This is a genomic window from Streptomyces sp. TLI_55 (assembly GCF_900206255.1).
Lineage (GTDB): Bacteria > Actinomycetota > Actinomycetes > Streptomycetales > Streptomycetaceae > Streptomyces > Streptomyces aquilus.
The window spans coordinates 92,282-116,326 of record NZ_OAOJ01000003.1; the positions used below are offsets into that span (position 1 = coordinate 92,282).

Below are 24,045 nucleotides of genomic sequence, written 5' to 3' on the forward strand. Positions count from 1 at the left end.
CGGCACAGTGCCGGTGGATCGGCCTCAGCAGTCACACACCGACCAGCACAAGCCGTTGCGCAATCGCCGGCCGTCGAGCCCGAGTTCGCGCATCCCTTCCGGGAGCCGGTCGCGCTGCCACCGGCACTCCACGCGCCCCGCAGCCTCACTCTCGCCCTGCGGCGCGGCAGCGCGGGCGGCCTTGATCGCGCAGGCAGCCGTGCCGATCTCATGCGCGGCGACGTGCGCCCGACCGCGGCCTGGCCGGCGGCGTAGGCGGCAGGCCGCGGCGCGCCACGCAGATCACGCGCCACAGCACCGAAGAAAAACAAGCAAGCATGCCTGCATAAGTGTGGCTGTTCGGTGCACGCCCAGGGGCGAGGAGTGCGCAGCCCCTGTGTGCTCAATACACTCGGCGATCGCGCCCATCGCGGCGCACACGCGCATATCGGGGGACGAACGATGAGCAACTGGAACCCGGGCGGACAGCCGCCCCAGCAGCCGCAGCCCTACCAGCCGCAGCCACCTCAGCCCTATCCGCCCCAGCCCTACGTGCCGCCACAGCCCCAGCCGCCCTACCCGGGGCCGCCGCTGCCGCCGGGCGGCCCGATCAGCCGGCTGCGGCGGCGGATCGGCCCCATCCACACCGCGCGCAGGGTCTTCACCCCGTCACGGCCGGGCATCGTCTCGGATCCCGAGGTGGCGCGGATGCGGAAGATCAGGACCCTGGTCGGCGTGGGCGCGTTCCTGTGGATGTCCTACACCTACAAGCTCGCCCCCAAGCTCAGCGATGCCGCCAACGAGCAGGTCGACACGTCGTGGACCAGCGCCCTCGCGCTGGCGGCAACCCTCCCCGTCGTTGTCGCCATCCTGTACGCCCTCGCCGCTCCGCCGGCGCGACGGGACCTGCTGCGCCGGGCGGGGAGGTGCTTCGGCGCGATCGCGGCCATGATGGCAGCAGCCTCCGTCTTCCCGATCATCGTGCTCTCCGGGTTCTTCGACGGCCAAGAACCCCTCGTGGAGGGCCACTTCACTGCGACGAAAGGCCTCATCCTCGCGTCCACCCTCTTCATCCTCTTCTGGGTGACGCCGTTCGTCGTCTGGGGCGTGGGACTCGCCGTCCAGCACGTCTTCCGCACCGCCGACATCCACGAGACCGTGCCACCACTGCTCATCATGGCGCTGGCCTGGGAGACAGCACTGATCGACCTGCTCACCGGCGCCCACGAAGGCGTACCGACAGTGATCCGATACCTGTTCATCCTCGGCGCCCCCCTCTCCGTCACCGCGGTAGGCCTATGGGAACTGCACCGACTCCGCGTCCACTACGGACTCCGAATCCAAGGGCTCCTGATGCGCTAGCAACGACGCCTCACAGGACGTACCAGTGATCTGGTTTTGAGAGGTCGTTCTCTTTCCGAACCTGATGTGCGGATTCTGCTGGTCAGACATGGGCTTGCAGCTGTCACGGAAGTCTCGACTGGTTGCCGGTCGGGATGATGTGGGGGTGGCCGATGCCGTCGATGCGGGCGGTTTTGGAAGCGCGGCAGAAGGCGGCGGTGGTGCGGGTGGAGGACCTGGAAGCCGAACTGGCGCGGGTGCGGGCGGACTTGGCGGACGCCCAAGAGGTGCTCAGGCGCCGTGTGATCGGTCTGGAGCAGTATCTGGAGGCTCTGGCCGAGGACGAAGAGCCCACCGTGGCGGCTGTCGGGCGTCGCGGAGGAAGCCGGTCGGGCCGCGACGCGCAGTGCCGCACCGGGAGAACGCGGCCGGTCTCGAGGACCTTTCGGTGGACTACCAGGCGTTGATGGCCGCCGCCCTGGACGCGGGAGCCGACGGTTTGGGTGCCCGGCGGGCGGCGGTGGTGCTGGGCTGGGACAGCGCATCCGTCTCCCGCGTCAAGGGCGCGAGGGTCCGGCTGAAACGGCTGGTGGAACGGGGCTGGCTGGTCGAGGAGAAGCCGGGCAGGTTCATGCTGTCCGCGCCCGAACTGGTTCCTGCTGCTGGTGGCGGGCGGCCAGGCGGCGGGTCATGAGTGTGGTCATCGACCACCGGATGACGGCTTTGCTGGTGTCGGTGCGCCGTTCGTAGTCCCGGACCAGGCGCCGGCTGCGCAGGAACCAGGCGAAGGATCTTTCCACGACTCAGCGGCGGGGCAGGACCGCAAAGCCGCTGACGTCGTCGCTTCGGCGGACGACGTCGAGCACGAGTTTGAGGTGCTGGGCAGCCCAGTCCTGGAGGTGGCCGCGGTAACCGCCGTCGGCCCAGATCAAAGACAGGCGCGGCAAGCGCCTGATCGCCGCGGGCAGCAGGATGCGGGCGGCGTCCCGGTCGGTCGTGGACGCCGGCGTGACAGCCACGTCCAGCAGGAGTCCGAGGGTATCGGTGAGCAGGTGCCGCTTGCGTCCGTTGATCCTCTTGGCGGCGTCGTAACCCCGTGAAGCGAAGGTGACAGTGGCGGCGTCCGCCTTGCCGACTGCGAGTCCACGACGCCCGCGCTCGGCTCGGTGCTGCGGCCTTCGCCGGCGCGGACGGCTTCCCGCAGCCGGTCGTGCAGCTCGGTGACCAGTCCCGTGTCCCGCCAGCGGGCGAAGAAGGCATACACGCGCGGCCAGGGCGGGAAGTCGGCGCAGCGTCCCGGAACTGATTCGCCGGGACTGACCTGCCGCACGAGCGCACTGCTGACTTAAGGCGGGTGCATCAAGGACTGCAGGGTGTGGTGGACAAGGAGGTGGGCCCAGATCTCCTGCTCGACTCCGGCTGGCCAGCGGGAGCGCAGCACGAGTGGGCTGTTATGCCACAGTGTGCCGATCGCCTGGAACGAGACTGCGGTGTTCCGGTACTGACGGGCTAGTGCGGCAAGGCGGGGGCCGGGGTCGGCCTCGTGGTCCAGCAGGGTCGTGACCAGCCAGTCCGGCCCCTCAGTGATGAGACGTACATCATGGTGGGTGCCGGGCGGGCCGCCGATTCCACTGAGATAGGAGCCGTCCGGGAGGGGTGTGTGCGGCGGGAGTGGTGAGCCGGCTTTGATCCACCAGAGCAGATCGGCACCTGCGGCGCACACCGACGGCAGCAAGTGCAGCCCGGCTGCCTCGCATTCAGCGAGTACGAGGTCGCCAGGGGCCAGCGCGGCGAGAAGCTCGTGAGACAGGGCGGGGCCGGCGGCCGTGGACCGCAGCCCCACCGCCGCGCTGGTGATGGTGTGGCTCCCGCATTCCGCGAGCACGGAGATTCTGACCTGGGGAAGTACGGCACGTGGTGGCGGCTCCTGCTCACTGGTTGCCCTCGCGATGCTGTACCGGGCCCTGTTGTCAGGGGTGTCGGGGATGTCCACGCATGCGGTGTCGGCGGTCAGCACGCGCCATGTGCGGTATCGCTCACAGCGGGGACGCGCAGTGCTGCTGCGCTGGACAGTCTCTGTGAAGAGTGCGGCCAGCGGTTCGGGGCCGAGGCGGGCACGGGCCCGCGACAGTGCTGCGGTCGTCGGGGACAGCAGCGGCTGGAGGTCGTCGCCTCGGTTGGACCAGGCCAGCGAGTCGGCCAGCAGCTGCACGATCTGCTTGTAACTGCGTTGGCAGAAAAGAGACATGGCCAGGACGAAGTACACGACCGTACGGGCAGGCAGCATGCGCCTGCGTTGCTCGGCCCGTCCGCACTGTGCCACCACGTGATCGACAAGGTCCGGTGGAAAGGTGTGCACGAGGAGGCGGACGGCGATTCGGTCGGACACGTTGCTGTCCACGGTGGCTTTGCGTTGCCCCGGCCGCGGCATCGGAAGCTCCTCCTCCTTAAGTCAGCGGTTTCAAGTTCTCCCGATTTGCCCAAGTCGAGCGGGTGGCGAAACCATTGACGTAGTCGAAAGCGGCTATTCCTTCTGCTGCAGGTTGACGCGGTTCGTGGCTTGCACGGTTGCATTGCAAGAGAGGAATCGATTCTTTTGCGCTGCAGGGCTGGGATCTCGGCAGAAATAGAGAGATGAACTGATGGCAGGTCACTTCGCCGGGCTCTCAGGTCCCCCTGAGACGCCCGTCACGTGCCAACTCGTCGCCGGTCCCGTCGGTGTCGCCGGCGAGCGGCCGTGTCCACGAGCGGATCCCGGCTGTCGCATTCCGGCGGATGGGATCGAGATGTGTCAAGCCGCAGCCCGTGAAAGGAAAAATCCATGGCAAACCGTGCTCTGCTGGTCGGCATCGACAAATATGAGGTCCCTGGCAATCAGCTGAATAGCTGTGTAAAGGACAGCTACGCGGTACGGGATCTTCTGGAGCAGCTGGAGTTCTCCGACGGAGACTCCGAGATCAACATGCTCCACGACGAGGAAGCGACCCTGGCGAACATTCGCGACGGACTCGACTGGCTCCTGTCCGACGTTCAGCCCGGAGACCGCTGTGTCTTTTACCAGTCGTCGCACGGGTACCGCGACCGGCGCGACGGAGGCTACGTCGAGGTCCTGGTCTGCCACGACCGCGATCAGTTCCTGGAGGACACGGAACTGGTCGAACGCAGCCGACAGGTTCCTCCGGGGACGCTCACCGTTGTCCTCGATGCCTGCCACTCGGGCGGCATGAACAAGGACTACTTCGACCCGCAACAGCGCTTCAGAACCACGCGGGCAAAGGTGTTCGTGCCTCCCTACGAGTCCGTCAAAGCGCAGGCCAAGGAGTTGGTGGGAGGCAAGGCCCCGACCTTGAAGCTCTTCGGTCGTGTGCCGGCTCGTTCCAAGACCAAACTCTTCTCCGGTTCGGGGCCCGGCAGAAAGGGCGTCAAGGCGCGGGCCGAGGTCGAGGTCAACGCCGTACTGCTGACGGCCTGCGCGGCCCGGGAGACCGCAGCGGCAGGCAGCGAGGACACCGACGGCCTGTCGGCCTTCACCTACGCGCTGCTGCAGCAGATGGACGCAGCAAGCACCGTCAGCGAGTTGATCGAACGCACCGCCGATTCGCTCGACGAACTGGAGATGGAGCAGACCCCCGGCTGCTTCGCTCCCCAGGACCAGCAATTCCGCCTGTCCGAGGCATTCCTTTCGGAGCCGCCCGCAACCGAATCGGAGATAAGCGGCTGGGTGGAAGACTTCATCGCCTCCCTGATGAGCGGTGAATCCGGAAATCCCCTCGGACGGAAATCGCAGCCCGCGAAGTCAAGAAAGGAAACAGCAACCATGACCGTGACCACCACGCAAGTAGAACGAGCAGTCGAGAAGGTCATCAAGCCGATCATCGAGGCGGCGACCGGTACTCCGTCCAAGAAGCCGGGCGGGAAGCCGAAGACCGGCTACCAGACAGGAGGAGCGGGGACCACCGCCCAGCGCGACGTCCTGGCCTACGCCACGATGCTCACGCCCGCCTTTGCCGCCGCCAGCAAGGCGGTCGGCGTCAAGCCGAAGGCTCCTCGCCTGGTCAGCAACAAGAGCCTCACCGACGAGGACTGGTGGCCCCAGGTGCTCGACACATCGTGGACCATGACCAACTGCTTCCCCCAGCTCTACTGGGACCTGTACCCCGAAGAGCTCACCAAGGGTGCCACCGAGGACGTCGCTGCCCGCATTGCCAGGAAGGTGCCGCGCAAGCTGATCGACAACCCGGACTTTTGGGAAGCCGTCGTCACCAGCCTCACGCACCTCGCCCCGGTGATCATCGAGATGGTCACCGACGGGGAGGCCTCAGACAAGGCGGCGCACCTGCCGAAGGACATCTTCGGCGACATCTTCGACGCCGTCGACGACATCGCCGACTTCGCCGGCGACGTCCTCCCCACGGTATTCGAACTCGCGCCGTACGTCCTGGCTCTGGTCTGACGCACCGGCACCACCGCTCCGCAGGGGGTGACTGCCCTTCGTGCAGTCACCCCCTGCGAGGAAACGAGACAGATGATGGCCGACAACGTATATGGCGCCATTTACAAGAAGGCGGCCCGAGACCTCGCCCAGTTCCGTGAACCAGATCTCTCCAGATTCTCGGATGAGGACATAGACGTCGCCATGTCCCGCGCTTTCACCGCGTCCGGAGCCCGCCCCGCATGGCTCGCAGAACTCCGCAGGCACATCGAGGAATTCAGTGACGGCAATGTCACCCTCGACGACGCCGATCGGGAAAGGTTTCCCGCACACGTCAAAGGCCTGGGCGTCTCGTATCAGCGCCTCCGCGGTGAATCCGATTCGGGTGAAAGCGAGCAGCTCCTCACCATCGGACAGTTCGAGCGCCCGTTCCGGTTCGTCCGACGCGCTGGCCGCCCGTCACGTTCGCTTCACACAGCAATAGAACGATCGCTGCGGGACGTCATCGCCGAGACACTCCGTCAAGCGCGCGAACGTGATCCCGGATAGCGCCACCGCGGCGACGCGATCGACCGGCAGCCCCGCCGACGCATGCGGGTCTCGCGGACAGGTTCTTCCGACCCCACTGCCAGGCGGTTCAGCCGCAGCAATCCATCTCACCGAAAGAGGAACTCATGAGCGAGCAAGCAACCCAACAGGTAGTCGTCTCCGTTCCGGACCTGGGCCTGAGCAACACCGAGCTCACCGCCCTCCAGGAGAAGTTCCGCAACAACATCGTCGAATCCATGCAAGGCCATGACGCCCAGGCGTTCATCTCGGTGTCGATCAGCGTGTCGGTGGGCCTCTGACCACTCCGGTCACCGTACGGATTCCGGGCCTCGCCACATACCCACCCGGCGGGGCCCGGCGCGCTGGCACCCATCGTGCACCCCGGTCCTCAGGAGGGATCACAGAGATGAAAGTGTGCCTGATCAGTCCGCCGACCGTGACGGAGTACCAGGACGCCTCCGTGGCAGAGAACCGCACCATCAAGACGGTCTCCGAGAATGTGCCGCTGGGCGTGCTGAGCCTGGCCGCGGTGCTCGAACAGCAGGGCCGGCAGCCGATCGTCGTCGACCTCAACCGGTGGTACCAGGAGTTCCTCCACGCCAGGAACAGCGACACAGAGGGCGCCGCACGGACGCCCGTGGAGTTCTCCGCTTTCGCGGCCGAGCGGATTACGTCGCTGCCTGCCGACGTCTACGGCTTCAGCACGATCTGCAGCAGCTACCCACTGACCCTCCGCATCGCCGAAAGCATCAAACAGGCCAAGCCGCACGCCGCCATCATCCTCGGTGGCCCGCAGGCCTCCGTGGTGGACGTGCCCTCGATGCGGGCGTTCCCCTTCATCGACTTCGTGGTGCGCGGCGAGGCCGAGGAATCTCTGCCGCTGCTCCTCGACGCGATCGACACGGGCTCCTCGCCCGCGCCGATCGCCGGCCTTACCTTCCGCTCCGGCGCAGAGGTGACACGCAACCCGAACGCCCCAGTGATCAAGGACCTGGACGCCCTGCCCACGCCGGCGTTCCACCTCCACCCGTACATCGACGAGTGCCGCGACCTTCCCCTGGAACTCGGCCGCGGCTGCCCGTTCGCCTGCGAGTTCTGCTCCACCAACGACTTCTTTCGGCGCCGCTTCCGCCTGAAGTCGCCGGCACGGGTGCTTGAGGAGATGCGCCAGATCAAGCAGCAGTACGGCATCACCGCATTCGACCTCGTCCACGACATGTTCACGGTGGACCGGCGCAAGGTCGTGGAGTTCTGCGAAACGCTGCTGCAGGCTGGCGAGAGCTACGAATGGTCCTGCAGCGCCCGCACCGACTGCATCGACGAGGAGCTCATCGCACTGATGCACCGCGCAGGCTGCCGGGGGATCTTCTTCGGCATCGAAACCGGCTCCGCCCGGCTCCAGAAGATCATCAAGAAGCGCATCGACCTCCACGAAGCGATGAAGCGGCTCGAATGCTCCGACCGCTACGGCATCAAGACAGCGGCCTCGCTGATAACCGGCTTCCCGGAAGAGACACCGGACGACCTACGCGGAACCGTGTCGTTCCTCATGGACGCGCTGCGCCTGGACCACGTGGAACCCCAACTGCACCTGCTCGCCCCACTCGCCGACACCCCCATCCAGCGCCGCTACGCCGATCAGCTCACCCTGGACGGGATCTACTCGGACATGTCCCACCAGGGCTGGCAACAAAGCCCCCAGGACCGGGAGCTGATCGCGTCGTACCCGAAGGTCTTCCCCAACTTCTACACGGTGCCCACCCAGTGGCTGGACAAGTCCTATCTCAAGGAGCTACGGGAGTTCGTCCTTATCGGGATGCAACGCTTCCGATGGCTGCTGATCGCACTCCACCAGGACAGCGGAGACCTGCTCACCGTCTTCGACGCATGGCGCGCATGGCGCCTTCCACGAATCGGCCAGGAGTGGAAGTCGTCCTTCGACGTGTCCGCCTACTATGCGCATCCAGACTTCCAGCACGAGCTGTTCCAGTTCCTGCAGAGCGCCTATCTCACACCGACGTCGAACCCGAGCCACACGGTGATCCTGAACATGGTCAGGCTTGAACGTGAGGTGTGCCGACTGAGAAAGCAGGCTGATGAGCATCAGCGCCCAATCGATGCCCGACCCGGGGTGCCACACATTCCGTCGAGCATCTCACTCATCAGGCTTGCGGTCGACTACGAGCAGCTCATCGCCTACCTGAGGCGGAAGGAGAGCCTCGCTCGCCTGCCCGCCGGGAGCTCGACTCTCGCGCGGGTCACCAGGGACGGGGAGGAGGCCTCGTACGTCCTGCTGAGCCAGCTCTCGGCCGACCTGCTCGAACTCTGCGACGGCGTTCGGTCGTTGGAGGAGATAGTCGAGGCGTTCGCCCGGTCCGACCCCGACACAGGAGGAGTTGACGTCAGAAAGGCAGGAATCTTCGGGCTGCAAGTCCTGCGTCAACAGGGGCTGGTCGGCGTGTAGGGCCTGACCACTGCCGCTGCACGCTCGATGAACAGGGTGGGCCGCCCTCGCGGGCACGCCAACACCGGTATGGCGCACGGCATCGGTGGCGTACTGGCGCTCCTGGCCCTTGCCGCTCGGAGCGGCTCCGTCACCGATGGGCACCATGCAGCACTGCGCACCATCGTGGCCTGGCTGGACCGCTGGAAGGACAAGGCAGGCGGCGGGCCGGTCTGGCCGTACTGGGTCACTCAGGGAGAGCTGCGCAGGGGGCGTGTCGGCTCGTCAGCCCCCAGTCGGCCGTCCTGGCGCTACGGCACCGCCGGCCTCGCCCGCGCCCAGCAACTTGCCGCGCTCGCGCTCGGCGATACCAGCCACCAGATCGACGTGGAGAACGCACTCGTGGCCGCCCTCACCGACCCCGAACAGCTCAAGGCCACGACGGACAACGGCCTCTGCCATGGCTTCGCCGGCCTCGCTCACGCTGCCGCGCGTACGGCCGACGACGCCCACCCCTCGAACTGAGTCCCCGCCCGTTGCCTGGCGCCAACAACGTCCAGCCCCGCAACATCTGGGACTGTAAGACGTTCGGTGTAACTCCCGATCATGGAAGATGCATCGATGACCAGTGAGAACGTGTCCGAGTCCGAGAGTGCCGAGTCCGCAAGTGTGGTGTCGGCGAGGGCCGTTGACGACCAGTTGATCGAGGAGCTGGTGGGCCGCGCCCAGGCCGAGGGGCTGCAGCTGACCAGTGAAGGCGGGCTGCTCCAGCAGCTGACCAAGCGGCTGCTGGAGTCCGCCACGGAAGGCGAGATCGTCGACCATCTCGGCTATGACAAGCACGATGCGGCCGGCAAGAACGGCGGCAACTCCCGCAACGGCAAACGCTCCAAGACAGTACTGACCGACGTCGGGCCGGTGGAGACAACCGTGCCCCGCGACCGCGACGGCTCCTTCGAACCGAAGATCGTCAAAAAGCAGCAGAAGCGTCTGACCGGTGTCGACGAGATGGCCATCTCACTCGCCGCGAAGGGCCTGACCACCGGAGAGGTGCAGGCCCACCTCTCCGAGGTCTACGGCGCCGAGGTCTCCCGCCAGACGATCTCGACCATCACCGACCAGGTCCTGGAGGGCATGGCCGAATGGCAGAACCGCCCGCTCGACACCGTCTATCCGGTGATCTTCATCGATGCCATCCACGTGAAGATCCGGGACGGTGCGGTGGCGAACCGGCCCATCTATGTGGCCCTGGCCGTCACGGTGGAGGGCCGGAGGGAGATCCTCGGGCTGTGGGCCGGTGACGGCGGCGAGGGTGCCCAACACTGGATGCACATCCTCACCGAGATCAAGAACCGCGGCGTCGGCGACGTCCTGATGCTGGTCTGCGACGGGCTCAAGGGCCTGCCCGAGGCGGTGGAGGCGGTCTGGCCGCGGACGATCGTGCAGACCTGCGTCGTCCATTTGCTGCGGAACTCCTTCCGCTATGCCGCCCGCCAGGACTGGGACAAGATCGCGCGTCTGCTCAAGCCCGTCTACACCGCTGCGACCGAGGAGGCCGCCCTGGACCGGTTCACCGAGTTCGCCGATGCCTGGGGCAGGAAGTATCCGGCGACCGTCAAACTGTGGGAGAACGCCTGGGAGGAGTTCATCCCCTTCCTGCCCGGTTCGACACCGAGATCCGGCGCATCGTCTGCACCACCAACGCGATCGCGTCGGTCAATGCTCGCATCCGGCGGGCTGTCAAAGCCCGGGGACACTTCCCCAACGAGCAGGCCGCGTTGAAGTGCGTCTACATGGCGATCATGTCCCTCGACCCCACCGGCAAGGGACAAGCCCGCTGGACCATGCGCTGGAAAACCGCCCTCAACGCCTTCGACATCACCTTCGACGGCCGCCTCTCCGCAGCCCGTCACTAACCCTCAACTACCCCAGTTACACCACTCGTTTGACAGTCCCGCAGTAAGTGCGCGAAACAGACGCCCCTATGACGGGGGCGGGTGGATGCCTGTGAGTACGGTGTTTTCGGGCTGGCTCCGCTGACGTCGAGGATGTGGTCGACGAGGGCGAGCGGATCTGGGTTCGGGCGCGGACGCCCGACGGCCCGGTTGCATCCCCGGGCTGCGGAGCCGAGTCGAACCGGCTGCACGTCTATCACCTACGGACCGTGCGGCCCCGGCGACTTCTCCGGCCAAGGCGGCAGCAGCGGCTCGATCAGCGCCCACAAGTCCTCGTCCATGATCCGCGGCCGAGTGCGCACACCGTCCCGAACGGCCAAATCGGCACTCGGTCACGCCGTCAGGACACTTCAACAAGATCGTGTTACGAGCTCTTGTGGCCGGAGCCACGCCCTCGGCCAGGCGTGCCACTCCGGCCATGAGAACCCGAGATCAGTTGTACACGGTGAATTCCGCGATCGACCACCAGTTACTCGCGACATCGCCGGTGCTGACGATCTTGATGTAGCGAGCTGTCCGAGTCGGGAAGGAGATCAGCTCGACTCGCTGACCTTCCTCTATGGAAGAGATCTTGGTCCAGTCGGTTCCGTTCGTGGAGACGTAGACGTCCGCGCTTCGCGCATAGTCGCCGGTGCTGCTGCCTGAATCCAGAAGGATCTTGTCGAACGTCTGGGTCTGCTGCATGTCGACCTGGATCCACAGGCCGTCGTACTGGCCCCTTCCGGAGCTGTACCGGGTGCCGGAATCGCCGTCCAGCATGTTCGCGGGACCGTCGTTGTACGGGCTTGTGTCCGAGGTCGTTGCCGTCCAGCCCGTCCGCGACAGCGCGGGGCCCAGGTCTATGACGTCGAACGAAGCTGAACCAGCGTCCGCTCCGCCGGCGCCGTTCACCGAGACTTTGTACGTCCCCACCGGAAGCCCGCTCGGCACGTACGCGCTGATGCTCGTGTCCGACCAGCTGTCGATTTCGGCGAAGTGCTTCCCGAAACGCACCGTACCCAGCCCCTGCGCGTCACCGAAGTGAGAACCGGTGATCGTGAACTTGGCGCGCGGTATGCCTTGCTTCGGCTTCAGGCTGCTGAAGACCGGCGCGGGGAAGCTGGACAGCTTCTGCGTGGTGAACATGGCCGAGGTCCCGCTCGGCAGCGTGTAGGTGTACGAGCCGTCGGCGGACACCGGGAAGCTCTGGCTGCCGGCGGTGCCGTTGAAAACCGCGGTGACCTGTGCCCCTTCCGGACTGGTCCAGGTCTTCAGCTGCAGGCCCTTGGGCACCGCTGTCGGGGCTGCGATGGAACCGGTGCCGCTCGGGGATCCGTATACATTGATCTCGGCGATGCCCCACCAGAAACCGGATGCCGCGACGCAGACGATGCGAAGGTACCGTGCCGTCTGCTCCGGCAACGTGACGGCTATCTTCCCTATGTTCCCGCTGCCGTTCGCGACCGCGCTGCCCCATTCGGCCCCGTCATCCGAGACATACACCTGGTACTTGGTGACGTAGTCGAAGGAGTTGCTTTCTCCGGTGGCGAATATGATCTTGTTGAACCTTGTCGGGCTCCCCAGATCGATCTGGAACCAGGCGCCGCTGGTCGTCCCCTGGCCGAGATTCCACCGGGTGTTGATGTCGCCGTCGATCGCGTTCGAGGCCGCACCCCAGTCCGGGCTCGACGAGGCCGTGGCGGTCCACTTGCCACGGCTCAGCGAGGATCCGGGTGTCCGGATCGACGCTCCGATCGGCAGGGAGTACGTGAGCAGCTTGTTCCCGGTACGGACGGCATTCTGGTAGGGCAGGAGCGCCGGGTCGTACGTGATCGTCACGGCACCGGACGCCGACTTGAAAGTGAAGTCATGGGTCGGGTCGAAGACATTGGTCGCCGCGGGGGTTCCGCCGCTGCGCCGGCCCGTGTAGGTGAACGTGACGGCGTCGCCGGCGTTCAGGGTGTAGTCGAAGGACTGCGTTCCGTCCGCCACGCTGAAGGTCTTCGCGGCGCTCCCCGAGTTGTACGCGATCAGGACCTTGGAGCCGTCCGGGTTCTGGAACGCGACGCTCTCGATGCTTCCTTCCCCGAAGGTGTTCGAGTAGATGCGATGCGCTCCGACCTTCACAAACCGGCTGGCGTGAGCGAGTGCGTAGTAGTCCACGTTGTAGGTGACTTGTCCGCTGTCCGGATCGACCGTGACCAGTCCCCGGCACATGGGGATGCCGTTGGTGTCGCTGTTGAGCGGCCCCAAGTCGGGGTCGAGCGCGGTGTTCCAGAGCATCACGCCGTTGGCCCAGTTGCGCATGCCCTTGATGATCCACGTGCCGAGGGCGTCATTGAACGCTGTCTCGTCGTCGCCCTGCCAGACGCCTCCGCTGGCTTCCGTGATGTAGGATTCCTTGCCCGGAAAGTCGTTGTGGACCAGCGTCTGGTACGTCGGGTTGCCGCTGTAGATGTGCCATCCGGTGCCGGCCGTGTACTGGGAGGCGGCTGGGTCGCTGAAGATCGTCTCGGGGTACGAGGGCACATCCCAGTTGTGGTCCCAGGCCAGGATCTTCGTGGAGATGCGGTTGGCCGCGAACGCCTGGCCGATCTCCTGGATCACTGCGGATTCCTGGTAGGCGGACAGAAACATGCCGGGCCAGCTGGGGGTGCCCATGGGCTCGTTCTGCGGCGAGATGTAGAAAATCGGCACACCGGCCCTGCCGTAAGCCTTTATCAGCTTCACGAAGTAGTCGGCCAGCGTGGAAGCGTACTCGCTCTTGAGGGTGCCTCCGATCATGGAGTCCGAGGTCTTCATCCAGCCTGGTGGGCTCCATGGGTTGGCCATGATTTTGGCGGACGGGTTTTGTGCGAGAGCCTGCCGCAATACAGGGATGATGTACTTCTCGTCGTGCTGGACAGAGAAGTTGGACAGCGTCGGGTCTGTCTGTCCCGCCGGCATGTCGTCGTAGGAGTAGTTTCCGGACGCGTTGAAGTCCGTGGCGCCCATCGGCGTGCGGATCAGGCTGAGGCCGATGCCCTTCGAGGGGTCGTACAGCTTCTGCATCAGCTTTGCTCGGTCAGCGGTGGACAGCTTATTGATGAGCCAGGCGGAAGAGTCGGTCATGGCCGCTCCGAAGCCCTGGATCTTCTGGTACTTGACGCTGTCGTCGACCTTGATCGTGAGCGGGTTGTCCGTGTTCCTCGTCCGGAACAGCACATCGCTCTGGCCGACGACCCACTTCTTGGACGAAATGTCGGTCAGCCAGACCTGCACGGAAGAATTGCGTGACGAGGTGGCGGCGGCAGCGTTGCCGGAAACCTGGGTCCAGGCGGCGGCGACGCCGATGGCGGTCGTGAGGAACTGACGTCGTCCAAGACCGTACGAGCTCATTGAGGATCCTCCTTCAGACCTGTTGGTTCAGTACTGCTCTGCGGCGCCGGTGGTCGGCGTCTTGATCACGAGCGGGTGCAGCTCCCATGCGTCGACTGTGAAGCCGAGGCGCGTGCCCGGTGCGGTGCGGGCCTGAAGTCGCCACGAGCCCTGCCCTGTCGGGTAGAAGCGCAGGGTGAGGACCTGGCCGGTGGTGATCAGGAAGATCTCGGCGATGGAGTGGTCGACGACCACGCGCAGGTCGGCAGGTCGGCCGGTGGGGCAGGGCATCCGGTAGGTGCCGCCGTGGGCCCGGGGGTCCAGTGAGGCGTGGTAGCGGTCGACGACCAGTTCGCCCGCGTCCGGATCGAGGCGGATGTCCAGGTGCTCGGATCCGTCGGGGGTGGTGAGCAGCCGCAGGCCGGCGTTTCCGGTGGGCTCCAGACGGGCCGCCAGGTCGAAGGCCGGTCCCACACTGCCCAGTTCCACCGGCTTCGGGTCATGGGTCGCACCCTCGGCATGCACAGTGTGTGCGCCGCGCAGCGCGAGCAGTTCGGTGGCGGGCTGCTGGCGCAGGGTGCCGTCGGCGCCGACGTGGATCTCGCGGGGCAGGGTGAGGACGCCGGCCCATCCGTCCGCGACGGCCCAGGCTTGGTCGCGGGCTTCCCATGACCAGCCCCACAGCAGCCATCTGCCGCCGGGTGACCGCAGCAGGGCGGGTGCGTAGCAGTCGGGGCCGTGGTCCACCCACACCGGTGCGCCAGCCTTGAAGTGGCCGTCGTGCTCTTCGCCGATCAGGGCTGCGACGCGCATCGGGCCAGTGGGTTCGGTCCAGGTGCTGAAGATGAGGGCGCCCTGTCCGCCGGCTGCCGGGAGATACTGGGGGCATTCCCAGCCCTCGCCGGTGAGCTCCTCGGTGCCGCCGATGGGCTCCGGGTGACGGGTGGCGAAGGGCCCTCGGTAGGTCCAGTTTTCCAGGTCGGGCGACTCGTACAGGAGGGCGGCGGCGCGGCCGTCCGCGAGGGCGGCGCCGACCAGCATCCGCCAGCCGCCGCCGTCCCGCCAGACGTACGGGTCGCGGTACATCGTGCAGCCTTCGGGCAGCTCGGGGATGAGCAGTTCGCGCCGCGGGCTGAAGGTCCTGCCGCCGTCGTGGGAGACGGCGCAAGTGACCGGCTGGTGCTGAGGGGAGCGCTCCACGAGGTGCGCGGAGTAGAAGGCGACGAGCCGGTCGCCGTCGGAGACGGCGTTGCCGGAGAAGCAGCCGTCGCCGTCCACGCCACCCGGGGTCGGGGACAGGGCGATCGGCAGCGGCTCCCAGCTCAGCAGGTCGGGGCTGCGGAAGTGACCCCAGTGCAGGTTCGCGTGTATCGCACCGTACGGGTTGTACTGGTAGCAGACGTGGTAGTGACCGTCGTGGAAGACCAGCCCGTTGGGGTCGTTGAGCCAGTTGCGGGGCGGGCGCAGGTGCGCCACGGGGTAGTGCTCATCGCGGGGTGTGGTGGACACACGCGTGCCTTTCGGTGGTTCAGAGGGCCCCGCCCAGCCGGGTCAGGGATCGGCTGGGCGGGGACTTCGAGCGGCCTTCACATGGCCTGCAAGCGGCGTTTCAGGCCCGGATGCGGAATTGCGCGCTCAGCTGCTGCTCCCGCCGTGAGCTGGGCCCGACGCGGAGCGCGAACTCGCCTGGTTCGACCACTCGGCGGTTGTCAGCCGTGACGAGGGAGCAGCGTGCGGCAGGCATGCTGAGGCCGACGTCGAGGGTTTTGCCGGGCGGAATCTCCACCTGGGTGAAAGCCTTCAACTCCTGCTCGGCCCAGGTGACGCTCGTGGTCAGGTCGCTGACGTACACCTGGACGGTTTCCAGGGCTGGGCGGCTTCCGCTGTTGGTGAGTCGCACCGTGGCGTGGACCGTGCCGTCGGCGGAGACGTCGCCCTCGTGCACGACAAGGTCGGAGTAGGTGACAGTGGTGTAGCTCAGGCCCTCACCGAACGCGAACAGGGGGTCCTGGGTGAGATCGGCGTAGCGGTCACCGTGCTGGCCTCGCACCTGGTTGTAGAAGACAGGCTGCTGTCCGACATGGCGGGCGAAGGAGACCGGCAGCCGGCCGCTGGGCTCGATCAGCCCGAGCAGGAGTTCGGCGATGGCGCGGCCGCCGCGCATGCCCGGGTTGAACGCCTCGATGAGTGCTGCCGCGTTCAGTGCCGAGTCGGGGAGGGTACTCGGCTTGGACTGGAGCAGTACCACGATCATGGGCGTGCCGGTGGCGGCGACCGCGTCCAGCAGCGCGATCTGGCCTCCCTGGAGGTCGAGGGTGGCCGTGGAGCGCACCTCGCCCGTCAGGGCGATGGTGTCCCCCACGACGACGACGGCGTAGTCGGCGGCCTCAGCCGCGGCGACGGCCTCCCGAAGCTGTGCCTCGTTGATGGGGGCGGGCGTGAAAACGGGCGGCTGCGGTTGGCCGTCGGGCCCGAGGGACCACTGGTCGGGGTCGAAGGCGGGGCTTTCGATATCGGCTCCGCGGGCGTGGGTGACGGTCCAGTCGGCGGGGACGATGGCGCGAAGGCCGTCCAGCACGGTCTCCACCAACTCGCGGGGATGTCCTTCGGGCATCCACGGCACCTGGCCGGTGGCACCCGCCCAGTCGCCGAGCATGGCCTCCGTGCTGTCGGCGTTGGGGCCGATGACCGCGATCGTACGCGGCGTGCCCTGGCCTGCGGCGCGACCGGTTCCGTCTGCGGTCAGCCCGCCTTCGAGGGGCAGGATCCCCTTGTTGCGCAGCAGCACGAGGGAGCGTCGGGCGGTCTCGAGGTTGAGGTCGGCGTGTGCGCGGCAGCCGATCACCTGCGCCTGCCGTTCGGGGTCGGGTAGGCGGGGGTCCTCGAAGAGTCCGAGCTCGAACTTCAGTCGCAGGACCCGCCGTACCGCGTCATCGATCTGCTTCTCCGCGACCAGGCCGCGGGCGACTGCCTCTTGGGCGCCCTCGAAGAACGCCGGCGTGGCCATGATGAGGTCGTTTCCGGAGTTGACGGCGACCGCCGCCGCCTCGGCGTAGTCGGCGCAGGTCCGCTGGTCGTAGACCATCCGGCCGACGTTGTCCCAGTCGGTCACCAGCGTGCCGGTGAAGCCCCACTCGCCCTTGAGGACGTCGTTGATCAGCCACTCGTTCGCGGTGATGGGCACCCCGTCGATCGACTGGTAACCCAGCATGAACGCGCGGCAGCCGGCACGAGCCGCCTGCTCGAACGGGGGCAGGAACCACGAGCGCAGCTTGCGCGGGCTGAGATCCGCTTCGCTGGCGTCGCGTCCGCCCAGGGTCTCGGAGTAGCCCGCGAAATGCTTGGCGTATGCCAGCACGGCTGTCGGGTCGCTCAGGCCCTCGCCCTGGTAGCCGCGCACCATCGCGGCCCCCAGTTCACCGATCAGGAACGGGTCCTCACCGAACGTCTCGTTGATCCGGCCCCAGCGCAGGTCCCGGGTGATGCACAGCACCGGCGAGAACGTCCCGTGGATTCCGGTCGTGGCGATCTCAGTCGCGGATGCACGGGCGACCCGGTGGAGCAAAGAGGGATCCCAGGTGCAGGCCATGCCCAGCTGTGTCGGGAAGATGGTCGCGCCCGGCCAGAACGAGTGGCCGTGGATGCAGTCGTCGGCGGTCAGCAGCGGAATTCCGAGCCGTGTCCGCTGGGCCCGTTCCATGGCCTCCGGCATCCGCTCGGGAGTCACATGCAGGACCGCCCCGGACAGCTTGGCCGACACGATGTCCTCAAGGTCCCCGTGTTGTGCGTCGAGCATCAGCAACTGCCCAACCTTCTCCGGCAGGGTCATCCGTGACAGCAGGTCCTCGATCCGCGCTTCCACGGAAGCTTCCGGATCCAGGTACACCGCGGTGCGGACGGGCTCTCCCACTATGGACTCCAAGTCATCAGTCGTCACAGGTCATCGGGCGTGACGGGTCAGGAAGTTGATGGCGAACGGGCGGACGGGCACCGCAGGTCAACGGTCGCCGCCGGTGTGTCACTTCAGGCCGGTGGTGGCGATGCCCGCCACGAACTGGCGCTGGAAGAGGAGGAAGACGATCATCACCGGCAGCAGGACGATCACAGCGCCCGCGAGCAGGATCCCGAAGTTGGTGAAGGACTGTCCGCTGCTGGCCAGGGCGAGGCCGACGGGGAGGGTGTACTGGCTCTCGTTCTGGGCGACGACCAACGGCCAGAGGAAGTTGTTCCAGGAGCCGAGGAAGGTGATGATCCCGAGGGTGGCGAGGGCCGGCTTGGTCAGCGGCAGGATGATTCTCCAGAAGATGGCCAGCTCGCGGCAGCCGTCGACGCGGGCGGCGTCGATCAGCTCGTCGGGCAGGGTGGAGATGAACTGCCGCATCAGGAACACGCCGAACGGGCCGGCCAGGAACGGCAGGATCAGCCCGAGCAGGGAGCCCGTCAGCTTCATGTTGGCCACCAGCACGTACAGCGGTACGAAGGTGACCAGGCCAGGGACCATGAGCGTCCCCATGACCAGCAGGAAGACGGCGCGCTGACCGCGGAAGTCCAGCTTGGCCAGGGCGTAGCCGAGCATCGAGCAGAAGAGGAGGTTTCCCGCTGTGACGGCGAGGGCCACCATCAGGGAGTTGGCGAACATGCTCGTGAAGTCGAGCCTGCTGAACAGTTCGCTGTAGTTGCCGGTGGTGGGCGCGGTGGGGATCAGGACGGGCGGCACTCTGCGGATGTCGGCCTCGGGCTTGAAGGAGCCGGAGAGCATCCACAGGAACGGCGCGATCATCAGCAGCAGGGCGCCGGCGAGCGGTATGTACAGCCAGGGGTGGCCCCAGGTCTGGCGGACGCGGCGGTGTCGTAGAGCCCGGTTCGTGGTCGAGGGCGTGGCGGAGGAAGCGACTGTGGTCATGGGGGCGTCAGTCCTTGTCTCGCAGCAGCCGGAACTGCAGTACGGTCAGCGCGACGATGAGGACGAAGATGACGTAGCCGGCGGCCGACGCCATGTCGTAGTTGCCGTTACCGAACTGGTTGTAGGCGTACAACGTGGCCGACAGGGTGGAGTCCAGCGGTCCGCCGCCGGTCATCACGAACGGCTCGTCGAAGAACTGCAGGTAGCCGATGCCGGTGGTGACGGCGGTGAGCAGCAGGGCGGGGCGCAGGAGCGGGAAAGTGACCCGCCAGAACCGCTGCCAGGCTCCGGCGCCGTCGAGTTCGGCCGCCTCCATCAGGGACTGGGGTACGGACTGCAGCCCGGCCAGCATGATGATCATGACGGTGCCGAGATTGCGCCACACCGCCATAAGGATCATGACGGGCAGGGCGAACCGGGTGTCGGCCAGCCAGTTCGGACCGTCGATCCCGAACCAGCCCAGGACGGTGTTCACCAGTCCCGAGCGCGGGTGCAGGAGCGTCTTCCAGACCACGGCCACCGCCACGATGCTGGTGATCACCGGCAGATAGAAACCGACCCGGAACACGGCCCGGAAGCGGCGGATGCCACGGTCGAGAGCGACCGCCGCGGCAAGCCCGGCGGCCAGCGTCAGCGGCAGGCCGACCAGGACGAAGACGGCGGTGTTGCGCAGGGCGTGGCGGAACTGCTCGTCCTGGAAGAGCCGCACGTAGTTGTCGAACCCGACGAACGACACGTTCAGCGGGGTGCGCAGGTCGGCGTTCTTGGTGTCGGTCATGCCCATCAGCAGCGACCACACCACCGGCAGCAGCAGGAAGGCCGCGAACAGCGCGAGGAACGGGGCGGCAAGTATCCAGGCGGCGCGGGCCTGCCTGCCGCGCGCCGTGCCCCGGAGCACGGAGTGCCAGCGATCGGCACTCCGTTCCGACCGTGCGGTGCTCTGCTCTTGGGTGTCGCCCCGCCCGGGGAGCGTTTTCGTGGACATGGATGTCATCCGTCCGTACGAGGGCTGCTCACGCGTCGGCGCTCAGCGGCCGGTGCCGATGCTGGTGGCCTTGGACTGCAGCGTCTTCTGCACCTCGGCGACGGTGGCCTTGCCGAGGGTCAGCTTCTCCAGTTCGGAGTCGATGGCGTCGGCGATCTGCTGCCAGGTGGTGATGGCGGGCGGCGCCTTGCTGACCTCGAGCTGCTCGGCGAACGCCTTCATGTTCTCGTCCTCGGTCAGCTTCCCCTCCGTCCACGCCTGGGGCGAAGGGGGCAGGCTGCCGGTGGCCTTGGCGTAGGTCGCGAGGTTGGCGGGCTCCGTGAGGAACCGGGCGAACTTCCATGCCGCGTCGGGGTTCTTGGCGTCCTTGAACACCGCCAGGTCGCTGCCGCCGGCGAACCCCGCGGGCTTCTTGGTGTACGGCACCGGCATGGTCTTCCACTTGCCGTCGAGCTCCGGGGAGTCCTTGTGGAGGCTGCCGCCGGCCCAGGCGCCCTCCTGGTACGTGGCGGTCAGCCCGTCCCGGAAGTCCTGCAGGTTGTCCGCCTTGTCGGTCGGCGCCAGGCCCTGCTTGGGGACGCTTGCGTAGTACTCCAGTGCCTTGGTGACTTCGGGTGAGTCGAAGGTGAACTTCCCGGTCTTGGCGTCGTAGATGTCACCGCCCTCCTGCCACACCATCGGCAGCAGGAAGAGCCAGGAGTTGAAGCCCATCACCAGCCCGGTGGCGTGGCGCAGCTTGGGGTTCTGCTTGCCGGCGGTGGCCTGGATAGCCTTGAGGTCCTTCAGGTATCCGTCCCGGTCGCCGGCCAGGGCGCCCTTGATGCCGGCCTTCGTGGTGATGTCGGTCCGGTAGTAGACCGCCGTGGTGTCGGCGATGAACGGCACGCCGTAGGAGGTGTCCTTGTACTTGGTGGTGTCCCACTGGCCGGGGTAGAAGTCCGACGACTTGATCGACGTCGGGGTGGCCTGGAAGCCGTTCATGGCGGCCATTTCGGCCATCCAGGTCGTGCCGACCAGGGACATGTCCGGTGTGTTGCCACCGGCGATCGCGGTGGTCAGCTTGTCGTGGGCGCCGTCCCAGGGCACCGCCGTGATCTGAACCTTGACGTCGGGGTTCTGCTGCTCGAACTTCTTGGCCAGGACCTCGAGGTTCTTGTCGGTGTCGCCCATGGACCACATGACGACCTTGCCGGTGGCCTTGCCGCTGCTGAGCTTCGCGGGTGCGTCCTTACCGGGCCCGGAGTCGTCGCTCCGGCCGCAGCCGGTGGCCACCAGGGCTGCCGTGACGGTGACGCACAGGATCTGGACGGTTCTGACAGTGTGACGAGTAGACGTACGCATGGGGCGGCTCCTTGCCGTTAAAAGCGATACGGGCGCAGGGGGCGGCGAAGAGTGGACACGGGTGGGGCCCGGGTGGGTCGGCCCGTGAGGTGAAGGTCGTCTGCGGTGGCGGCGGCATCGACGGTCAGCGGCAGGTGGCGGCTGGAGCGTCCGACGCGGTGTAGGTGGCGGCCGGGCGGGGTGTGCCCGGGGTGTGGTCCGGTATTCCGGATGGGGAGGGCGCCGGAGGAAACGGCGCCTCGGCGGGGACGCGTGAACGCGGTCCCGCCTGGATCGTGGTGAAGTCGACCGGTGAGCAGGCCGGTTGGGGCCGCCGCGTGGAGCGGCTTCAGGTGGGCTCGGGTGGAGCTGGACGACCTACCGCCCTGCCCGAGGGCCGGTCGAGTCGGTTCCATGGCTGGCTGGAGTCCGTCCCCGCCTGCGGGGCAGGCAGGTTGGCGGAGACGGACGGTTCGAGATGCACTGACATCACGCGCAGCGCATGCGATGACGCGGCGTCAGTTCGAATGCGGCTTTAACGTCGAGCCACGGACCACGAGGCTGGTGGGAATGATGCGGGAGGGGGCGGCCTTCGGCGATCCGCGCACGTGGTCCAGCAGCAGACGCGCCGCCGCCTCACCCATCTCCCTCATCGGCTGGCGGATGGTGGTCAGGGCCGGATAGGTGTACGACGCCATCTCGACGTCGTCGAACCCCACCACGGCGACATCCTGCGGGACCCAAAGACCGGCCTCGTGCAAGGCGGCGAGCACGCCGGCCGCCGAGGGATCGTTGTGCGCGAAGACCGAATCGAACTCCAGGCCGTCCGCGAGAGCGCGCGCGACCTCGCTCCGGCAGCAGTCGAAGTCGAAGTCGCCGCAGACGATGCTGCGTTGGCCGATCTCGATCCCGGCTTCCGCATAGACGTCGACGAAGCCACCCAGCCGTTCCCCGGTGCAGCCGAATGCCTCGGGACCGGTGATCACCAGGGGACGGCGGCGCCCGATGTCCAGCAGGTGCCGCGCGGCCTGCGCACCTCCCTCCCGGTTGGTGGTGGCCACGTAGGGGAATCCCGGCCGCTGGAAGCGATCGTCGATCAGGACGACCGGCAGCCCCGCTTCGTGCAGTTCCGTGATGTACCCCAGGGTGCCCTCGGGCTCTATCACCAGCAGACCGTCGAACGACCTGGCGGCGACCTGCAGACCCAGCCTGCGCAGTGACTCCTCACCGCGGTTCGAGGTCAGCATGCGCAGCCCGAAACCCTCGGTCTCCAGTGTCTCGACGACCGCCTGCACGATCCCGGCCCAGGCCCAGGCCATGTCCGGGACCAGCATGCCGATCATTTGTGTAGTGCCGCGTGCGAGCCCGACTGCCCCGGCGCTCGGCACATAGCCCAGCTCCGATATCGCCTCGCGGACCTTCACGACGGTGTTCTCGTTGATCTCGCCTTTGCCGTTCAGCACTCGCGAGACCGTCGTCTTGCTGACGCCAGCCCGTGCGGCCACGTCGGCGATGGTGACTCCCATGCCACCTCCTCTCCCTCCACGCAGAGGCGCGAGACGTCCTCTCGCACCGAAGGGCTGATCGTACAGATATCCGTGCAACTGGTACCGGTACCGGAAGCGGTGCCGGAACCGGTTTCGGTACCGGTTCCGGCAGTGAAGCACCGGGAGGCTCGCGCCGTCAACACACCGGAAACAACTCGTACACGGGGAAGTCGTCAGCTGTCCTCGGGAGCGGGAAGTTCGCCCGACCCACGGGCGAGGTAGCGGGTGGGCAGCACGCGGTGACGGGCGGGCCCGCCCTCGCCTTCGAGTCGCTCGAACAGCAGGCTCGCGGCCTCCCGGCCGATCGCGGCGTGATCCTGGGCGATCACCGAGATGCCGGGTTCGAGCAGGTCAGCGAGGGACAGGTCGTCGAAGCCGATCAGCGCCACACGGTGCTGCAGTTGCAGCTCCTGCAGGGCCATGCGGGCGCCGACGGTCAAGAGGTTCTGTCCGGAGACGAGCGCGGTGGGCGCGTGGGCGAGTGCCAGGAGTTCGCGGGTGGCCTGCTGGCCGGCTTCCGCGCCGTGCAGGCCGCGCCGCACGAGGGAGGGGTGCAGGACGCAGCCCACCTCGGCGAGCCCCTCCACGAACCCGGCGTAGCGTTCTTCGGCGGTCCAGATCGAGCGGAGGTCCCCGAGGAAGGCGATGCGCCGGTGACCTGCCTCGTGCAGCCTCTTCACCGCCGCCCGCACGCCCGCCCGGTTGTCCACCGTCACACTGTCCACCTGCGGCGCTGTGCTGGGGCGGTCCATGCAGACGACGGGTGTGCCGGCGCGGCACGCCACGTCGAGGTCGGAGTCGTTCTGTCCGGTGGGCACCACGATGAGGCCGTCGACCCGGCGTGCGGTGAAGGTCTTCAGCAGGCCGCGCTCCCTGACCGGGTCCTCGTCGGTGGACCCGGCCAGGAGCAGCAGGCCGTGCTCCGCGGCGGCGTCCTCCACCGCGCGATGCAGTGCGGCGGAGAAGGGGTTGGCCGCGTCCTCCAGGACCAGGCCGAGGGTGTGGGTGCGGCGGTCGGCCCGGCGCAGGCTGCTGGCCGTCAGATCCTGGCGGTAGCCGAGCAGCTCGGCGGCGCGCGTCACCCGTTCCGCCAGGTCAGGCGTGACGGGCTTGCCGTTGATGACCCGCGACACGGTGGCGATCCCCACCCCGGCCATGGTCGCGACGTCGCGCATGGTCGCCGGTCGCCGACCCGTGCCGTTCTGCTCGCTGGACAACGTTTTCTCCCGGGGATCGATGGCACCGTGCAGCCGCC

At 67.1% G+C, this 24,045-nt stretch carries 15 protein-coding genes and 3 pseudogenes; 8 read left to right on the forward strand and 10 right to left on the reverse strand.

Features of this window, described 5'->3' with window-relative positions; all coding sequences use genetic code 11:
- Positions 1-441: 441 nt before the first annotated feature.
- Positions 442-1,341, forward strand: a complete 900-nt coding sequence (locus CRP56_RS45425; RefSeq protein WP_257042397.1) for a hypothetical protein — start codon at positions 442-444, stop codon at positions 1,339-1,341.
- Positions 1,342-1,502: 161 nt separating this feature from the next.
- A pseudogene (locus tag CRP56_RS45430) lies at positions 1,503-2,014 on the forward strand (hypothetical protein).
- A 109-nt stretch (positions 2,015-2,123) separates the two neighbouring features.
- Here CRP56_RS45430 and CRP56_RS49200 read toward each other — a convergent pair.
- Both CRP56_RS49200 and CRP56_RS45445 read right to left on the reverse strand, forming a co-directional pair.
- A complete protein-coding gene (locus CRP56_RS49200) occupies positions 2,124-2,747 on the reverse strand; it encodes a transposase (protein WP_097275966.1) in 624 nt (207 codons plus the stop codon).
- A complete protein-coding gene (locus tag CRP56_RS45445) occupies positions 2,666-3,721 on the reverse strand; it encodes a transposase domain-containing protein (RefSeq protein ID WP_179851414.1) in 1,056 nt (351 codons plus the stop codon). The genes CRP56_RS49200 and CRP56_RS45445 overlap by 82 nt, the downstream gene beginning before the upstream one ends.
- A 420-nt stretch (positions 3,722-4,141) precedes the next feature.
- Between CRP56_RS45445 and CRP56_RS45450 the strand changes: the two genes are divergently transcribed.
- From CRP56_RS45450 to CRP56_RS45470, 6 genes and pseudogenes are all read left to right on the forward strand, one after another.
- Complete coding sequence (locus CRP56_RS45450; protein ID WP_097275970.1) at positions 4,142-5,773, forward strand: caspase family protein; 1,632 nt, start codon at positions 4,142-4,144, stop codon at positions 5,771-5,773.
- 72 nt (positions 5,774-5,845) lie between these two features.
- Complete coding sequence (locus tag CRP56_RS45455; protein ID WP_097275972.1) at positions 5,846-6,301, forward strand: hypothetical protein; 456 nt, start codon at positions 5,846-5,848, stop codon at positions 6,299-6,301.
- A gap of 125 nt (positions 6,302-6,426) precedes the next feature.
- The gene (locus tag CRP56_RS47950) at positions 6,427-6,600 is read left to right on the forward strand and encodes a hypothetical protein (protein WP_179851415.1); all 174 of its coding nucleotides are present in this window, start codon (positions 6,427-6,429) and stop codon (positions 6,598-6,600) included.
- Positions 6,601-6,761: 161 nt separating this feature from the next.
- Entirely contained in the window at positions 6,762-8,765 is a 2,004-nt protein-coding gene (locus CRP56_RS45460; RefSeq protein WP_179851416.1) for a B12-binding domain-containing radical SAM protein, read from the forward strand.
- A gap of 45 nt (positions 8,766-8,810) precedes the next feature.
- Positions 8,811-9,263 (forward strand): annotated as a pseudogene (locus CRP56_RS45465) (lanthionine synthetase LanC family protein); the annotation flags it as partial.
- A gap of 102 nt (positions 9,264-9,365) precedes the next feature.
- Positions 9,366-10,660: pseudogene (locus tag CRP56_RS45470) on the forward strand (IS256 family transposase).
- A 471-nt stretch (positions 10,661-11,131) separates the two neighbouring features.
- On the opposite strand, the gene CRP56_RS45475 reads toward CRP56_RS45470, so the two are convergent.
- The 8 genes from CRP56_RS45475 to CRP56_RS45510 form a co-directional block, all read right to left on the reverse strand.
- Entirely contained in the window at positions 11,132-14,056 is a 2,925-nt protein-coding gene (locus CRP56_RS45475) for a discoidin domain-containing protein (RefSeq protein ID WP_097275976.1), read from the reverse strand.
- 27 nt (positions 14,057-14,083) lie between these two features.
- The gene (locus CRP56_RS45480; RefSeq protein WP_097275978.1) at positions 14,084-15,544 is read right to left on the reverse strand and encodes a glycoside hydrolase family 32 protein; all 1,461 of its coding nucleotides are present in this window, start codon (positions 15,542-15,544) and stop codon (positions 14,084-14,086) included.
- Between the two features lie 100 nt (positions 15,545-15,644).
- The gene (locus tag CRP56_RS45485; protein WP_097275980.1) at positions 15,645-17,945 is read right to left on the reverse strand and encodes a glycoside hydrolase family 3 N-terminal domain-containing protein; all 2,301 of its coding nucleotides are present in this window, start codon (positions 17,943-17,945) and stop codon (positions 15,645-15,647) included.
- Positions 17,946-18,053: 108 nt separating this feature from the next.
- Complete coding sequence (locus CRP56_RS45490) at positions 18,054-18,938, reverse strand: carbohydrate ABC transporter permease (RefSeq protein ID WP_097275983.1); 885 nt, start codon at positions 18,936-18,938, stop codon at positions 18,054-18,056.
- Positions 18,939-18,945: 7 nt separating this feature from the next.
- On the reverse strand, positions 18,946-19,923 hold the full coding sequence (locus CRP56_RS45495; protein WP_257042400.1) for a carbohydrate ABC transporter permease: 978 nt from the start codon (positions 19,921-19,923) through the stop codon (positions 18,946-18,948).
- Between the two features lie 42 nt (positions 19,924-19,965).
- Complete coding sequence (locus CRP56_RS45500; protein WP_097275987.1) at positions 19,966-21,264, reverse strand: extracellular solute-binding protein; 1,299 nt, start codon at positions 21,262-21,264, stop codon at positions 19,966-19,968.
- A 497-nt stretch (positions 21,265-21,761) separates the two neighbouring features.
- Complete coding sequence (locus CRP56_RS45505) at positions 21,762-22,769, reverse strand: LacI family DNA-binding transcriptional regulator (protein ID WP_097275989.1); 1,008 nt, start codon at positions 22,767-22,769, stop codon at positions 21,762-21,764.
- A 194-nt stretch (positions 22,770-22,963) separates the two neighbouring features.
- Positions 22,964-24,007 (reverse strand): LacI family DNA-binding transcriptional regulator, encoded by a 1,044-nt coding sequence (locus tag CRP56_RS45510; protein WP_257042401.1) that lies wholly within the window; start codon positions 24,005-24,007, stop codon positions 22,964-22,966.
- Positions 24,008-24,045 lie beyond the last annotated feature (38 nt).

Coding starts and splice junctions, on each gene's coding strand:
- CRP56_RS45450 (WP_097275970.1), top strand. CDS start 4,142: ATGGCAAACCGTGCTCTGCTGGTCGGCATCGACAAATATGAGGTCCCT.
- CRP56_RS47950 (WP_179851415.1), top strand. CDS start 6,427: ATGAGCGAGCAAGCAACCCAACAGGTAGTCGTCTCCGTTCCGGACCTG.
- CRP56_RS45500 (WP_097275987.1), bottom strand. CDS start 21,264: ATGCGTACGTCTACTCGTCACACTGTCAGAACCGTCCAGATCCTGTGC.
- CRP56_RS45495 (WP_257042400.1), bottom strand. CDS start 19,923: ATGTCCACGAAAACGCTCCCCGGGCGGGGCGACACCCAAGAGCAGAGC.
- CRP56_RS45490 (WP_097275983.1), bottom strand. CDS start 18,938: ATGACCACAGTCGCTTCCTCCGCCACGCCCTCGACCACGAACCGGGCT.
- CRP56_RS45455 (WP_097275972.1), top strand. CDS start 5,846: ATGATGGCCGACAACGTATATGGCGCCATTTACAAGAAGGCGGCCCGA.
- CRP56_RS45505 (WP_097275989.1), bottom strand. CDS start 22,769: ATGGGAGTCACCATCGCCGACGTGGCCGCACGGGCTGGCGTCAGCAAG.
- CRP56_RS45425 (WP_257042397.1), top strand. CDS start 442: ATGAGCAACTGGAACCCGGGCGGACAGCCGCCCCAGCAGCCGCAGCCC.
- CRP56_RS45475 (WP_097275976.1), bottom strand. CDS start 14,056: ATGAGCTCGTACGGTCTTGGACGACGTCAGTTCCTCACGACCGCCATC.